General features: G+C 57.8%; 16 protein-coding genes. 10 read left to right on the top strand and 6 right to left on the bottom strand.

From position 1 onward, the window contains the following. The first annotated feature begins 4 nt into the window (after nt 1-4). From BMY55_RS11545 to BMY55_RS11530, 4 genes are all read left to right on the top strand, one after another. Nucleotides 5-817, top strand: coding sequence for a mechanosensitive ion channel family protein (locus BMY55_RS11545; protein WP_091430783.1), 813 nt, complete (start codon nt 5-7; stop codon nt 815-817). 100 nt (nt 818-917) lie between these two features. After that, a complete protein-coding gene (locus tag BMY55_RS11540) occupies nt 918-1,076 on the top strand; it encodes a DUF1328 domain-containing protein (RefSeq protein ID WP_091430782.1) in 159 nt (52 codons plus the stop codon). 177 nt (nt 1,077-1,253) lie between these two features. Continuing rightward, entirely contained in the window at nt 1,254-2,459 is a 1,206-nt protein-coding gene (locus BMY55_RS11535; protein WP_091430780.1) for a hypothetical protein, read from the top strand. Further along, nucleotides 2,456-3,061: an exopolysaccharide biosynthesis protein gene (locus BMY55_RS11530; RefSeq protein WP_177179334.1), complete on the top strand. Its 606-nt coding sequence runs from the start codon at nt 2,456-2,458 to the stop codon at nt 3,059-3,061. Before BMY55_RS11535 ends, BMY55_RS11530 begins: the two co-directional genes overlap by 4 nt. 55 nt (nt 3,062-3,116) lie before the next feature. On the opposite strand, the gene BMY55_RS11525 is transcribed toward BMY55_RS11530, so the two are convergent. The 6 genes from BMY55_RS11525 to BMY55_RS11500 all read right to left on the bottom strand — a co-directional run bounded on the left by BMY55_RS11525 (nt 3,117) and on the right by BMY55_RS11500 (nt 7,672). Beyond that, the gene (locus BMY55_RS11525; protein ID WP_091430777.1) at nt 3,117-4,127 is read right to left on the bottom strand and encodes a PAS domain-containing protein; all 1,011 of its coding nucleotides are present in this window, start codon (nt 4,125-4,127) and stop codon (nt 3,117-3,119) included. A 185-nt stretch (nt 4,128-4,312) separates the two neighbouring features. Then, complete coding sequence (locus tag BMY55_RS11520; protein WP_091430775.1) at nt 4,313-4,732, bottom strand: CBS domain-containing protein; 420 nt, start codon at nt 4,730-4,732, stop codon at nt 4,313-4,315. Continuing rightward, the gene (locus BMY55_RS11515; protein WP_091430774.1) at nt 4,729-5,082 is read right to left on the bottom strand and encodes a P-II family nitrogen regulator; all 354 of its coding nucleotides are present in this window, start codon (nt 5,080-5,082) and stop codon (nt 4,729-4,731) included. Before BMY55_RS11515 ends, BMY55_RS11520 begins: the two co-directional genes overlap by 4 nt. After that, complete coding sequence (locus tag BMY55_RS11510) at nt 5,079-5,861, bottom strand: DUF1538 domain-containing protein (protein ID WP_091430772.1); 783 nt, start codon at nt 5,859-5,861, stop codon at nt 5,079-5,081. The genes BMY55_RS11515 and BMY55_RS11510 overlap by 4 nt, the downstream gene beginning before the upstream one ends. Beyond that, on the bottom strand, nt 5,858-6,628 hold the full coding sequence (locus tag BMY55_RS11505; protein WP_218142242.1) for a DUF1538 domain-containing protein: 771 nt from the start codon (nt 6,626-6,628) through the stop codon (nt 5,858-5,860). The genes BMY55_RS11510 and BMY55_RS11505 overlap by 4 nt, the downstream gene beginning before the upstream one ends. A 135-nt stretch (nt 6,629-6,763) precedes the next feature. Then, nucleotides 6,764-7,672, bottom strand: coding sequence for a LysR family transcriptional regulator (locus BMY55_RS11500; protein ID WP_091430770.1), 909 nt, complete (start codon nt 7,670-7,672; stop codon nt 6,764-6,766). Nucleotides 7,673-7,802: 130 nt separating this feature from the next. On the opposite strand from BMY55_RS11500, the gene BMY55_RS11495 reads away from it, so the two are divergent. From BMY55_RS11495 to BMY55_RS11470, 6 genes are read left to right on the top strand one after another with little or no spacing between them, the layout of a single operon-like run. Continuing rightward, nucleotides 7,803-8,849, top strand: coding sequence for a dipeptidase (locus tag BMY55_RS11495; protein ID WP_091430768.1), 1,047 nt, complete (start codon nt 7,803-7,805; stop codon nt 8,847-8,849). Between the two features lie 50 nt (nt 8,850-8,899). Beyond that, nucleotides 8,900-10,495 carry an ABC transporter substrate-binding protein gene (locus BMY55_RS11490; protein WP_091430766.1) on the top strand — a complete coding sequence of 532 codons (1,596 nt, stop codon included), beginning with the start codon at nt 8,900-8,902 and terminating at the stop codon, nt 10,493-10,495. Further along, on the top strand, nt 10,496-11,569 hold the full coding sequence (locus BMY55_RS11485) for an ABC transporter permease (RefSeq protein WP_091430764.1): 1,074 nt from the start codon (nt 10,496-10,498) through the stop codon (nt 11,567-11,569). Between the two features lie 14 nt (nt 11,570-11,583). Next, complete coding sequence (locus BMY55_RS11480; RefSeq protein WP_177179333.1) at nt 11,584-12,492, top strand: ABC transporter permease; 909 nt, start codon at nt 11,584-11,586, stop codon at nt 12,490-12,492. Then, nucleotides 12,492-13,349: an ABC transporter ATP-binding protein gene (locus BMY55_RS11475; protein WP_091430761.1), complete on the top strand. Its 858-nt coding sequence runs from the start codon at nt 12,492-12,494 to the stop codon at nt 13,347-13,349. The genes BMY55_RS11480 and BMY55_RS11475 overlap by 1 nt, the downstream gene beginning before the upstream one ends. After that, nucleotides 13,346-14,086 (top strand): ABC transporter ATP-binding protein, encoded by a 741-nt coding sequence (locus tag BMY55_RS11470; RefSeq protein ID WP_091430759.1) that lies wholly within the window; start codon nt 13,346-13,348, stop codon nt 14,084-14,086. The genes BMY55_RS11475 and BMY55_RS11470 overlap by 4 nt, the downstream gene beginning before the upstream one ends. Nucleotides 14,087-14,129: the final 43 nt, after the last annotated feature.

Raw genomic sequence — 14,129 nt, 5'->3', positions numbered from 1 at the left:
CGCGATGAATTCCGAGAATTATGATCTGACCAAATTGTTCAACGAAGTGTCCAGTTGGACCTTCGTGCAGATCGGGCTGGTCATTGTGCTAACTTCGCTGCTTTACCAGCTGTTGCGCTTTGTCGTGCCGCGTGTGGCCGAGCATTTGCCCGCACGGTTCCGTCTGCCGGCCCTGAACCTGATCCCGCTGGCGCGGCTTACTTTGTTCGTCGTCGCGGTGGTCTTGATCATTCCGATGGTTTTCAATGTCACGCTGAAGAATTTCGTGCTGGTGTTGGGCACCGTCGGTGTGGCGCTGGGGTTTGCCATCAAGGATTGGGCCACCAGCGCGGTGGCGGGCATCGTTGCTATTTTCGAACGTCCTTATCGCTCGGGTGACTGGATTCGCATCGGTGATGATTACGGCGAAGTGATTGATATCCACACGCGGTCCGTCAAAATTCGCACCGCCGACGACGACGTTGTCACCATTCCGCATTCCCGCATTTGGTCTGAAAATATCTCTAACGCCAATGACGGGGCGAAAACCCTGATGTGTATCGCTGAATTTATGGTCGCACCCGACAAGCCCACGGCTGGAATTATCGACATTCTGACGGATGTGGCGCACACCAGCCCCTATCTTGATTGGGCGCGGCCCGTGAAGGTGATCATGCACAACGAGGTTTATGCCACGCGCGTGCGGCTGAAAGCCTATCCGTTCGAATTGCGGGACCAGTTCAACTTTACAACTGACCTGACCGCGCGCGGGCGAGATGCGTTGATCAATGCCGATATCAAAATCGTTTCGACACCGGAATTTGGGGCAACGCAGTAAGGGCGTCTTACCCAAACTCGGGCTCCGAAAGGATTAATCGGGAACCAAACAAGCTTCCACACGTTCTTCTTTCAAGTGAAAGCAACAAAGGAGACATACCATGCTTGGTTGGTCCATCACGTTTCTCGTCGTCGCGCTGATTGCCGCGTTCCTTGGTTTTGGCGGCATTGCCGGTACGGCTGCGGGTATTGCCAAAATCCTGTTCTTCGTTTTCCTGATCCTGTTTGTGATCACGCTGTTCCGCCGCGCGGCCAGCTAGGTTGACCGGATGGAGAAACGCGCCCCGCATGGCCCGATGGTAACTCCCACGCCAGGCGGGGCGCGCATGTCCGAGACACACTTGATGATTGCCAATTCCCTTCGGAAGATGAGGGGCCAGTCTATAGGTACTGCGGGAGCAGGGGGCCGAACTGATCAATGCCACAACGGAAACGGGTTGGTTCATGTCCTGTCCCTCAGTGCGTCCAAGACCGCAGATGCCCTGATTGATCCCAAGCTGGTGCTAAGCTGGCTTATGGGTGCTATCGGCGCGCCGGTGTTTCTGATCGGCGCACTTGTTCCGGTGCGCGAAGCCGGGGCATTGCTGCCGCAGTTATGGGTGGCCCGATGGGTGCAGACGCAGTCCATCCGAAAACGATTTTGGGCCATCGGGGCGGCCGTGCAGGGCGTAATGGCGGTCGGGATCGCGATGGTCGCCCTCAAGTTGGAGGGCGCATGGGCAGGATGGTTGATTTTGGCGGCTGTGGCGGTGCTCGCCATCAGTCGCTCGGTTGCGTCGACAACATATAAGGATGCGTTGGCACGGTCCGTTCCGCAAGGGAAGCGTGGTGCTGTGATTGGTGCTGCGGGAAGTATCGCGGCGACTTTCGGGTTTGCCTATGGGGCGTCGATGTCGTTTGGGGTGTTTGGCGGCGTTTCGGTCGAAGCTGTCGCGGGCTTTGTGTTTCTGGCCGGGCTTCTATTCATCGCCGCAGCTTTGATGTTCATGCAGCTTCAAGAAGATGCGACAACAGACGCCAAGGAAAACGCGCAAGCCTGGTCGGAGTTCTTTCAGCCGCTTTTCACAGATCGTTCCTTTCAGTTCTTTATTCTTGCCCGCAGTTTTCTGACCGCGACGGCCTTCGCGCCGCCGTTCATTGTCATGGTGACGGTGGGTGCGTCTGAAAGCAGCCTGACACGACTGGGTCCAATGGTGGTGGCGTCAGCCTTGGCGGCGTCAGCATCTGCGTTTCTCTGGGGTCGCCTGTCTGATAAATCCAGCCGTTTGTCGTTGATTTTGGCAGGCCTGATCGCATCGGGTGTTTACGCATTGACGGCGGGTGTGGTCCTGTGGGGCAGCGGGGCGTTGAACATGTGGTATGCGACGAGTCTGATGTTCGTGGCGCAGGTCGCTTATCAAGGTGTGCGGTCGGGCCGAAGCATTTTCCTGACCGATATGACACAGAACGATATGCGTCTGCGATACACCGCCCTGAGCAATACCGTGATTGGCATCGTCCTTCTGGCAGGTCTGGGGCTGGGGGGCGTGGCCCATTTTGCTGGTGCAGCGCACGCGCTTTTGCTGTGCGCGGTGATGGCGGCTATCGGTGCTGGGTTCGCCACGCGTCTGGCACGGACAGAATGCGATGGGGTGCCGCAATGACCGGCAACCAGGATAAAGACCCGGACAACCAGATCGCCGATATCGTGGAGACCATCCATGAGATACGAGATCAGAAGGAAACGTCGATCGAAGCAATGATTGATCACTTGGGCGTGGCATCGTTCACGCCGATCCTGCTTTTTGTCAGCCTTGTCATTGTCACGCCGCTCAGTGGCGTGCCGGGGTTGTCGTCGATCAGTGGAATGCTGATTGCGATGGTATCGGCACAATTGTTAATGGGGCGCGAAAGGCTTTGGTTGCCCGCCTTCATCCTGCGTCGCCATTTGCCGCGCCGCAAACTTGACACAGCATTGTCCCGCCTTGAGGGGCCATTAAAATGGGTGCAGGACGTCACCACGCGTCGGCTGGCGGTGCTGGCGACCCCGCCTTTTTCCTATCTGCTTTACACAATCTGCTTACTGTGCGGTGCCGCGATGCCGTTTCTTGAACTGGTGCCCATGACGTCGTCGCTGTTGGCGGCCGTCGTCGCGTTGCTGTCCATATCGCTGATCAGCAAGGATGGTGTGTTTGCCCTGCTGGGGTTGACCGGTCTGGCAACTACAGTGGCCATGGTGGCCACTATCGGGCAGCTGCTTGGCTAGAACGGGTCGCATGAAACTGCCCCAAGTCCGGCTTCTTTCGCAAACCAGGACCGCGTTATTTTCGGTCCAACGAAAGGCTCAACCGGACGGCCGTTCCGGGATTGCGCTGCTCGGTTTTCAGGTCTGCTGACAGAGTTTTAGCCATTTGGCGCAATATTTTACCGCCCAGACCTGAACCAAGCGCATCGGTTTGCCCATCGGTTATTCCGCGACCATCATCGGTGACGGTAATAGTGACGCCATCTGCCGTAACCCGACCCTGCAATGTGATGGTTCCCCTGTTCTCGCCAAAAGCATGTTGCATGGCGTTGGTGACAAGCTCTGCCACCATCATGCCCAACTGCGTGGCCGTGTCGATACCCACCTCAATCGGGTCGGCAGGAATATCACTTTCGAAGTCGATGCGATCCTCAAGATCGGTAACGGCCTTGCAGATTGTGGCGAGATGGGCAAACAGGTCAACCCGGTTGATGTCGGTCGGAGCCTCGGTCCCCTGTTCCATCGAGGCATATAATGTTTGCAGGGACTGGATGCGGTTCATCACGGCCAGCAGCCCTTCATTCTCGCCGCTCTCCCGGATCTGAAGCCGCGCGGACGAGTGGATAAGCGACAGGTGGTTCTTCAACCGGTGGTGCAGTTCGTTGATGGCGGTTTCGGATTGGCGCCGCGCTTCCAGCAGCGATTCAATGGGGCTGTCGTCGATCTGCATCAGGACGCCGGTGAACCGCTGTAGGGTGCCGGCATCGTCGTGGATGGGTTTAATCGAAAGCCGGTTCCAGAAGGTTGTGCCGTCTGCACGGGTGTTCAGAACATCAGCCGCAATCTCACGGCCTTTTTCAAGTGCGTCGTGGATGCGCGCGACTTCAGTCTGATCGGTTGCGGGGGTTTGCAACAGGCGGCAGTTTTTGCCGATCAACTGGTCCTGCGGGTATCCAGTCAGATCACAAAACAGATCATTCACGAAGACCAGCGGGTTGTCGGGCAAATTAGGGTCCGTCATGCACGCGGCGTAAGGCAGCTCCGACAGGTTTTCGCGCAGCCAGGAATCGTCATAGGTTTCGGACATCTAACGGCCTGCTCTTGTTGCTGTCGCTCAACAGCTCCGAGTGGGGTCGCTGAGAGCAGAAATTGATGACGGACAGGTGGTGCGCCTGAAGCTGAAGCGCGTTGTTCATGGTTGGCGGGTTGATGGGCGATGCCCGACATGGAAGTTGCCCCGGAACCCGTTGCAGCGTCAAGCGCGTGGTTGGGTTAGTCGGCGTGATCTGACGTGACGGAAGACGCCTCGGCCAAGGTTAGCTCACGTAAACCCACCGTTCCGATCAAAACATCATCCTCCACCACCAGTGCAACATCAAGGTTCAGCCGGGTCAACAAGCGGATCGCATAGCGCGCTTGCATATTCCCCGAAATGTTGATCGCTGGCTTTTCCATCACCTCGTATACACTGACCCGGGCGGGTGCGCGGTTCCTGGCAAAGACCTGTCGTGCGATCATGCTGATCGTCAGAACGCCAAACTCGTCATCAGGCGATCGTTTTTCAATCACCATCGTGTCTTGCCCGGAGGTTTCGAAAATTTGCAACGCTTCGGCAACCGATGCCAAACCATTGATGATATGGGGGTCCTGCCGCACGGCGTCGCGAACACGGGTTTCTTCCGGCTGATTCATAACTCGTCCTTTTCCAACGATGTTTTCAGGGCTTTGACCTGTGTTTCAAGGCCGATTGCGTCTTCGATGTCGATCTGGAAGACGACGCCGCGCCCCGGTTCCTGCAAAAACTCGCCCGCTGTGCAGATGGTTTCAAGAATGTTGGCAGCAAGGTGTTCTTCCACCAGGAAAAGCGCCATATCCCGCTGTCCCGCGACCGTCAGGCCCAGAAAAGTTTTCTTCTTTTCCAGCCCTTCGCCGCGGACGCTGGTGATCACCGTGGCCCCGGTGGCTCCTGCGCTGCGGGCCGCGTCAACAATGACGTCCGTATAGGCATCCTGCGCCAGCGAGATAATCAGTTTGAACTTCATTCGATGTCCTCCGTTCTAGATTTTGGCGCGCGCGGTCGGTCCCGCCTTGCGTCTTTCCACTGCACCAATTGCGCATAGCCCATGACCGTGATCATGGGAAACAGGCTGGCCAAGGCAATCAAACCGAACCCGTCCAGCGCCGGGCTGCGGCCCGGAACGGTCGAGGCCAGCCCAAGCCCAAGGGCTGCCACCAACGGCACAGTTACCGTCGAGGTTGTGACCCCGCCGCTGTCATAGGCCAGTGGCACGATATTCTTTGGGGCAAAGATAGTCTGAACGATAACAACCGCATACCCCACGATCATATACATATAGAGCGGCGTTCCCGTAACGATCCGGTAGGTGCCGAACACCAGGCTGAGCGCGACGCCGACAGCAACTGCAATGCGAAGCCCCCATTCCTTGACCGTTCCCCCCGATACTTCGCGTGCTTTGATGGCCACCGCGATTAAAGACGGCTCGGCTATGGTCGTGGAAAAGCCGATGGCGAAGGCGAACAAATAGGTCCAGCCATGCGCGGTCCAGTCTGTGGGATCGCCCAGAAAGGCCGGGTCGGTCAGTTGGCGGGCCATCGCTTCGCCCAGCGGGAACAGGGCTTCTTTCAGGCCGAACAGGAACAGGCCCAGTCCCAGAACCACATAGACCCCGCCCACCAACACGCTGCGCAGATGTGGCACCGGTTTTCGCAGAACGACCGCCTGAAAAAAGATCAACACGGCCAGGATGGGCAGCACATCCTTGATGGTCGCGATGAAGGTGGCCAGCAGTTCTTCAATCATTGCATCGCCCCCACGATCCCAAAGCCAAGCACAAAGACGATTGGCAGCAGGCTGGCGAACGCGACCAGCCCGAACCCGTCAATCATCGGGTTGCGGCCCTTGATGACGCTGGCCAGCCCCACACCCAGCGCGGTGGTCAGTGGCACAGTCACGGTCGAGGTTGTCACCCCGCCGCTGTCATAGGCGATGCCGATGATCTCGGCCGGGGCGAAGGCGGTCATGATCACGACAAGAACATAGCCCCCGATGATCAGGTAATGAATTGGCCAGCCCAGCAATATCCGCATGACACCGATGACAAGGGACGACCCCACCGCCGCCGCGACGGTATATCGCAACGCATTGGCATAGCTGACCTGTTCGGCCTTGCTGGCGCCAACGGCACCAATGTCGGACATGACCCGCGCGGCTTCGCGACTGACGGCTATCAAGGCAGGTTCTGCCACGGTCGTGCCAAATCCCAACGCGAAGGCGAAGGTCAAAAGCCAGAACAGACTGCCCTTGTTGGCGAAGGCGTCGGCTAGGGATTCCCCGATGGGAAACAAGGCAAGCTCTAACCCCCGGATGAAGATTGCCAGCCCTGCCATGACAAACAGAAGTCCGATCAGCTTTTCACCGACATCATCCATGGGTTGTCTGAGGATCAGAAACTGAAACACGGCCACAACCCCGACTATCGGGGCCAGGTCACGTGCCGTTCCAAGCGTCAGAAGTGCTAGTGATTTAATCTCGTCCAGCAACGGGTTCCTGCCATTTGGATGGTTCAAACAGGCGGACCTGTCAGGCCGCGACCTCTGTCACCGTGTCATGTCAGCCCGATACTAGAAGCAAGCCCGGCAGCATACAATTCTGTTCTCGCCCTGATTGCGGTTTGACAATCTGGCATTGCTTGATGCCGGTATCTAAGCCTTTTGCGAAAATGGGTCTTTTGCCGTGTGCAATCTGAGGTGCCGCATGAAGGCACGTGTGACGCCTGAGGTGGGCCTGTCGTCTGACGACACGAAATAGCTGCGATACTCGATCTGCGAGTCAAAGGGGCGAAAGACGACATCGTCGGCACGGTATTGCACGATGGGGAAGGGGTTCACGATGGTCAACCCCAGCCCTTCCTTCGCCAAATCCACCGCCGCGAACGAGGTCGATGCCTCGGCAACAATGCGCGGCGTGCTGCGGTGGGCTTGCAGCACTTTGTCAAGTTGTGCGCGCCGGGCGTGGCGATGCGTCAGGGCCACCAACGCCTGTTCATGCAGGTCGGTGGGATGGATGATCGACCTGTCTGCCAACGGGTGATCATGCGGCATGGCGCAGACCGCGGTTGCAGACCGATAGGGGGTCAGTTTGACACCGTTGCGCGACAGCTCGACACCGCTGACCCCCAAATCAAACCGTCGATCCAGGATGCCGCGAATGACGTCTTCGGACGGGGCAACTTCAAGGCTGACATAAAAATGCGGGTTTGTTTTCAAGAAGGTGGCAATGTGATGCACCAGGAAACGGTGGGCATAGGTGGGCGGCGCAATAAGGCGCAAGGTCTCGCGCGCCATTTCAGGCGGGCCGTCGATCCGGTCCAGCGCTTCGAACAATGGATCCAGCCGTCGATTCATCTGCACCGCCTCGCTGGTGGGGCGCAGGCGCCCGCCCTCACGTTCAAACAGGATCCGACCGGTGCGGGCTTCCAGACTGGCAATGGAGCGGCTGATGGCAGATTGCGACAAGCCCAGCCTGACCGCCGCTTTCGACGTTGTGCCGCTTTCCATCAAGGCGCGGAGGGCCTGGTATTCAGGCAAACTGTGCCAGGATTTGGTCGGCATTGTGCTCTCTCTTCATAAGTGTAATCACTCTATGAGAAAATATCATGAATATTTCTCTCGTCTATGAGGAAACCTGACATAAGCTGGCGCGGTGTTGCCTTGGGGGAGATCACACGTGACCGGCCAAACCATGCCTTTGGTATTCGATGGGCACAATGACGTCTTGTTGAAGCTCTATCGGGCTGGCGGTAAAGCGGCTGCGCCAACCTTTCTGACCGGACGTGATGGCGCGATAGATGTGCTGCGCGCGCGGGCGGGTGGTTTCGGGGGTGGCTTCTTCGCCGTCTACATTCCATCGTCCGTCGACATGGATTTCAAGATGCAGGAAATGGCGAAGGCGAAATATGACCTGCCATTGCCTGACCCCATTGACTGGGAAGACGCGTTGCCAGTTGCAATGTCTCAGATTGCGATCCTGTTTGACCTTCAGGATCGTGGCGCGCTGACCGTCTGCCGGACAGCGGCGCAAATTCGCAAGACGCTCGAAGCTGGTCACATCGCTGCCATTTTGCATATCGAAGGGGCCGAAGCGATTGACGCGGAACTGAACACGCTTGAGGTTTTGTATCAGGCAGGGTTGCGCTCGATCGGCCCGGTATGGAGCCGGTCAACCATTTTCGGATATGGTGTCCCGTTTCGGTATCCCAGCACCCCAGATATTGGGGACGGGTTGACCGATCATGGCCTTCGCCTGATCCGTCGGTGCAATGAGCTTGGGATCATGATAGACTTGTCTCACCTGAACGAGGCGGGGTTCTGGGATGTCGCACGTCATTCGGCCAAGCCGTTGGTGGCGACCCACTCGAACGCTCATGCGATCTGTCCGCACAGTCGCAATCTGACGGACAAACAACTGGCTGCAATCCGCGAAAGCGATGGCATGGTCGGGCTGAACTTTGCAGTGGCCTTTCTGCGCGATGACGGGCGGATGCTACCTGATGTGCCGCTGACACAGATGCTGCGTCACCTTGATCATCTGATCGAACAACTGGGCGAGGATCGCGTCGGTTTGGGGTCGGACTATGATGGGGCGGTCGTGCCGCAAGATATAACAACTTGTGCCGGTCTGCCGAAGCTTCGGCAGGCCATGGCGCAACACGGATATGGCGAGGCGTTGATTGCCAAGCTTTGCCATGAAAACTGGCTGCGTGTGCTGGAAATAACATGGGGGGAATAGCCCCAACCTGCATGCAGCCCAAACGATAACTGAACAGGAGAGGTTCAAACATGAATACCATCAACAGATTGCTGACAAGTGCCGCGATAGGACTTGCTGTGGGGGTGTCGTCCTTCGCAGCCTATGCCGAAACGCCCGCCAATATGCTGGTCATCGCCAACCGTATTGACGATGTGACCACGCTGGATCCGGCAGAAAGCTTTGAATTCGCAGGCTCGGACATCAGCCGCAATGTCTATGGCCGACTGGTCACTCTCGATCCGCTCGATCTTGCTGCGGGCTATAAACCTGACCTGGCCGAAAGCTGGGAGGTCAGTGAAGACGGCAAGACCATCACCTTCACGATGCGCGAAGGTGTCACCTTCCATTCCGGCAACCCGGTGCGCGCCGAAGATGCGGCGTTTTCACTGCAACGGGCTGTTATTCTGAACAAGACGCCTGCGTTCATCCTGACCCAATTCGGCTTCACCCCGGAAAACGCAACCGAGACAATCCGGGCCGAAGGCAACAAATTGATCATCACGACCGACAAGCAATACGCGACATCGTTTGTGTTGAACTGTCTGACAGCCACTATTGGTGGGATTGTCGACAAGGAAACTGTGATGGCCAACGAAGTCGATGGCGACATGGGCAACACCTGGCTGAAAACCAATTCCGCAGGGTCCGGGCCGTATAAGCTCGATAGCTGGAAGCCGAATGAAAGCGTGACGCTGACCTCGAACCCCGATTACTATGGCGGAGCGCCGGCGATGGAACGGGTGATCGTGCGCCACGTTCTGGAAAGTGCTTCTCAGCGCCTTCTGCTGGAACGCGGTGATATCGACATCGCCCGCAACCTGAACCCGGAGGACATTGCAGGTGTGATGGAAGCGGGTGGTATCAAAGTCGAAGACGAGCTGAAGGGCCGTCTGATGTATCTGTCGCTGAACCAGAAACACCCGGAGCTGTCCAAGCCCGAAGTTCGTCAGGCGTTCAAATACCTGATCGACTATGAAGGAATGAAGAACAGCTTTCTGAAGGGGCAATATACGATCCATCAGAACTTCTTGCCGGCAACCTATCTGGGCGCTTCCGAGGAAAATCCCTTCTCGCTGAATCTCGAGAAGGCCAAGGAGTTGCTGGCGGCGGCTGGCGTGGAAGGGCTGGAAATCGAAACTGGCGTGCGCGAGGCGCAGGAACGGATCGAGATCGCACAATCCCTGCAAAACACATTGGCTCAAGCCGGGATTACGCTGAATATCACTGTCGGCACGGCGAAACAGATCCTTGCACGGTATCGCGCGCGCGAATTGGACATGTATCTGGGGGCTTGGGGGCCGGACTATCCTGACCCGCAAACCAACGCGGGCACCTTTGCCTATAATCCCGACAACAGTGACGAAGCGCAAGCCACCGGCCTTCTGGCCTGGCGGAACGCCTGGGATACCGGCGGGCTGACACCGAAAGTCGAGGCAGCCGTGACCGAGGGGGATCGCGACAAGCGGATCCAGATGTATCAGGACATTCAGGCCGAGTTCCGCGAGATTTCGCCCTTTGCGATCATGTTCCAGCAGATCGAACAGTCTGCATTGCGTGACAACGTGATGAACTGGTCCACCGGCCAGGCTGTGACCTCTGCCGCCTATTGGCAGGTCACAAAGTAAATGGCCCTGACCGAAGACAATCACGAGAGGCGCCCGCCAAGGGCGCCTCTTTCCGCCAGTATTTGGCCGGTGGCACGCACCACGGTTCGAACACTGGGGTCAATTGCGGTAACGCTGTTGGGGCTGCTGTTCGTGACCTTCATCATCGGACGGGTTATGCCGATTGATCCGGTGCTGGCCATCGTTGGTGAACGCGCTTCGCAGTCAACCTATGACGCTGTTTATCAGCAGCTTGGATTGGACAAGCCACTGATCGTGCAGTTCTTCTATTACATCTGGGATGTGCTGCATCTGGATTTCGGCACCTCGCTGCTAAACGCGCGCCCGGTGTCCGAGGATATCGTCCGCGTCTTCCCCGCCACGCTGGAACTGGCAACGCTGGGCATCATTTTCGGGATTGTCCTGGGGGTGCCGTTGGGTGTGCTGGCAGCTGTGCGCAAGGGGTCCTGGATTGACCAGGTTGCCCGCGTGCTGGCCCTTGTCGGTTACTCCATGCCGATCTTCTGGCTGGGCCTCATGGGGCTGTTGATTTTTTATGGTATTCTTGGCTGGGTGGGCGGGCCTGGCAGAGTGGGCATCTTCTATGTCGACGTTGTGCCCAGCGTCACGGGCCTGATCCTTGTGGACGCCGCCCTGGATGGCAATTGGGATGTGTTCCGAAATGCGTTTTCGCACATCATCCTGCCGGCATCGCTGCTGGGCTATTACTCGCTGGCCTATATCAGCCGCATGACACGATCATTTATGCTGGAACAACTCAGCGCCGAATACGTCACCACGGCACGCGTCAAAGGCATGTCGGAATGGGACGTGGTCTGGAAACACGCCTTCAAGAACATCCGCGTGCAACTGATTACCGTGATCGCGCTGAGTTACGCGGGCCTTTTGGAAGGGTCCGTGCTGACCGAGATCATCTTCTCGTGGCCCGGTATCGGCAGCTACATCACCACGGCCCTTCTGTCCGCTGACATGAACGCCGTGCTGGGGGGCACTGTCGTGGTCGGGCTGATCTTCATCCTGCTCAATATCTTCTCAGACCTGCTCTACAAGGTCTTTGATCCACGCGCGAAATAGGCGGGACACTGTCGATGACCGAACAAACGCTGAAACAATGGCTGCTGACGGACACGCCAACGTCGCGCCGTCACGCGAAAATCTCGAATTTCTATCAAGGCTGGCTGTCCTTTCGCAGCAATACGATGGCGATGATCGGGTTGGGCATTCTGGTGGCGCTGGTGGTTATTGCTGCCGCCGCGCCGTGGCTCTCGCCTCATGACCCCTATGTGCAGGATCTGGGCAACCGGCTCGCCCCCCTGGGCACCGAGGGGCATATCTTCGGCACTGACAGTCTGGGGCGTGATATCCTGTCACGGCTGATCTATGGCGCACGGATCACGCTTTATATCGTGGCGCTGGTGGCGCTGATCGCCCCTGTTGCCGGGCTGTTGGTCGGTACAATCTCGGGCTATGCGGGCGGCTGGACTGATACGATCCTTATGCGCATCACTGACATTTTCCTGGCCTTCCCGCGCTTGGTCTTGGCGCTCGCCTTCGTGGCCGCGCTGGGCGCAGGGATCGAAAACGCGGTCTTGGCGATCTCGCTCACTGCGTGGCCACCTTACGCACGGATTGCCCGGGCCGAGACGCTGACGATCCGATCATCGGACTATATCAGCGCGATCAAGTTGCAGGGGGCAGGCGCTCTGAGGATCATTACCAAGCACATCTGGCCGCTTTGTATCTCGTCGCTGATAGTGCGGGTGACGCTGGACATGGCCGGGATCATTCTGGCAGCCGCTGGCCTTGGGTTCCTTGGCCTTGGTGCCCAGCCGCCCAGCCCGGAATGGGGCGCGATGATTTCCGAAGGGCGCCGGTTTATTCTGGATCATTGGTGGGTTGCCACCATGCCCGGCCTTGCCATCTTCACCGTGTCACTGGCCTTCAACCTTTTGGGCGACGGTCTGCGGGATGTTCTTGATCCAAAGGCAGGTGAATAATGACTGTGCTTCTCGACGTTGAAAATCTCTGGGTGAAATTTCCAACCCGTCAGGGCGTTTTTGACGCCGTGCGCGGTGTGTCCTTCGCGCTGGGGCGCGAGCGGTTGGGGATCGTGGGCGAAAGTGGCTCGGGCAAATCCATGACCGGCCGCGCCATCTTGCGGCTGATCCGCCCGCCGGGGATCGTCGAGGCGGATCACATCAACCTTGAAGGCGTCAACCTGCTGGACAAGACCGAGAAAGAGATGCGCGAGGTGCGCGGCCAGCGGATCAGCATGGTAATGCAGGATCCAAAATTCTCGCTCAATCCGGTGATGACTATTGGTGATCAGATCATCGAGGCCTATCGGTTACACAATTCGGTATCCAAGTCGGCGGCCTATAACAAGTCGCTTGAGATGCTCGAAGCCGTCTCGATTCGCGATTCCGAACGGGTGATGCGTGCCTATCCGCACGAAATGTCGGGCGGGATGGGTCAGCGAATTATGATTGCAATGATGTTGATCCCGAACCCCGAGATCCTGATCGCGGACGAACCGACCTCGGCGCTGGACGTATCGGTGCAGCGACAAGTGCTGGATATCATGGACAAGCTGGTTAAAGAACGCGGGATGGGCCTGATCTTCATCAGCCACGACCTGAACCTTGTTGCCGATTTCTGTGATCGCGTGCTGATCATGTATGCGGGCCGCATTGTCGAGGTCTGCGACGCGGACAAGCTGCACGATGCCAAACACCCTTATACGCGGGGACTTCTGAATTCTCTTCCCCGGCTGGATGCACCTCGCGAGCGCCTTGAGGTTCTGAAACGTGATCCGGCCTGGTCCGAGGCCCCAAGTGTGAGTGGACGCGTATGAAGATGTTGGAAGTTCAAGACCTGAACGTCTGGTTCGGCAGCCACCGCGACCGGGTGGATGCGGTCAAGCACGCCACGTTTGACGTGGCACAGGGCGAAAGTTTTGGCCTGGTCGGGGAAAGTGGGTCGGGGAAATCCACGATCCTGCGCGCCATCACCGGGCTGGCGCCAGATTGGTCAGGCAATATCATGGTCGAGGGGCAGGTCATCGGGCACAAACGGCCCAAGTCCTTCTTCAAGACGGTGCAGATGGTGTTTCAGGACCCCTATGCCTCGCTTCACCCGCGTCATTCAGTTGATCAGGTGCTGGGCGAGACGCTGCATTTGCATGGCTTCAAGGACATCGACGCGCGGGTTGTCCGGTTGTTGGACGATGTGGGGCTGGGACAAAAGTTTCGCTTCCGCTATCCGCACCAGCTGTCTGGCGGGCAACGTCAGCGGGTGGCGATTGCGCGCGCGCTGGCGCCGGAGCCTGACCTGCTGTTGCTGGATGAACCCACCTCGGCGTTGGATGTGTCTGTGCAGGCGGAAATTCTGAACCTTTTGGCGGATTTACGCACCGAACATAATCTGACCTATGTGATGGTGTCCCATGACCTGTCCGTCGTGGGTCACATGTGCGACCGGCTGGCAGTGATGAAGGATGGCGAGATCGTCGAGGTGCTGGATGTTGATGTCCTGAGACATATGAATGCCGAGCATCCGTATTCAAGGCAGTTGCTCGAAGCATCGCTTTGACACGTGCCTGTGCGTTTTTTGATGAACAGCACGACTGGCTCTA

The organism is Aliiroseovarius sediminilitoris (assembly GCF_900109955.1).
GTDB classification, from domain to species: Bacteria; Pseudomonadota; Alphaproteobacteria; order Rhodobacterales; family Rhodobacteraceae; genus Aliiroseovarius; species Aliiroseovarius sediminilitoris.
The sequence above is the reverse complement of the archived record's forward strand: the minus strand, read 5'-3'. Positions and strand labels throughout refer to the sequence as shown.

What these genes read in the sequence shown, in the direction of transcription:
- BMY55_RS11545 (WP_091430783.1), top strand. Translation starts at nt 5, where the DNA reads ATGAATTCCGAGAATTATGATCTGACCAAATTGTTCAACGAAGTGTCC.
- BMY55_RS11540 (WP_091430782.1), top strand. Translation starts at nt 918, where the DNA reads ATGCTTGGTTGGTCCATCACGTTTCTCGTCGTCGCGCTGATTGCCGCG.
- BMY55_RS11530 (WP_177179334.1), top strand. Translation starts at nt 2,456, where the DNA reads ATGACCGGCAACCAGGATAAAGACCCGGACAACCAGATCGCCGATATC.
- BMY55_RS11525 (WP_091430777.1), bottom strand. Translation starts at nt 4,127, where the DNA reads ATGTCCGAAACCTATGACGATTCCTGGCTGCGCGAAAACCTGTCGGAG.
- BMY55_RS11520 (WP_091430775.1), bottom strand. Translation starts at nt 4,732, where the DNA reads ATGAATCAGCCGGAAGAAACCCGTGTTCGCGACGCCGTGCGGCAGGAC.
- BMY55_RS11515 (WP_091430774.1), bottom strand. Translation starts at nt 5,082, where the DNA reads ATGAAGTTCAAACTGATTATCTCGCTGGCGCAGGATGCCTATACGGAC.
- BMY55_RS11510 (WP_091430772.1), bottom strand. Translation starts at nt 5,861, where the DNA reads ATGATTGAAGAACTGCTGGCCACCTTCATCGCGACCATCAAGGATGTG.
- BMY55_RS11500 (WP_091430770.1), bottom strand. Translation starts at nt 7,672, where the DNA reads ATGCCGACCAAATCCTGGCACAGTTTGCCTGAATACCAGGCCCTCCGC.
- BMY55_RS11495 (WP_091430768.1), top strand. Translation starts at nt 7,803, where the DNA reads ATGCCTTTGGTATTCGATGGGCACAATGACGTCTTGTTGAAGCTCTAT.
- BMY55_RS11490 (WP_091430766.1), top strand. Translation starts at nt 8,900, where the DNA reads ATGAATACCATCAACAGATTGCTGACAAGTGCCGCGATAGGACTTGCT.
- BMY55_RS11485 (WP_091430764.1), top strand. Translation starts at nt 10,496, where the DNA reads ATGGCCCTGACCGAAGACAATCACGAGAGGCGCCCGCCAAGGGCGCCT.
- BMY55_RS11480 (WP_177179333.1), top strand. Translation starts at nt 11,584, where the DNA reads ATGACCGAACAAACGCTGAAACAATGGCTGCTGACGGACACGCCAACG.
- BMY55_RS11475 (WP_091430761.1), top strand. Translation starts at nt 12,492, where the DNA reads ATGACTGTGCTTCTCGACGTTGAAAATCTCTGGGTGAAATTTCCAACC.
- BMY55_RS11470 (WP_091430759.1), top strand. Translation starts at nt 13,346, where the DNA reads ATGAAGATGTTGGAAGTTCAAGACCTGAACGTCTGGTTCGGCAGCCAC.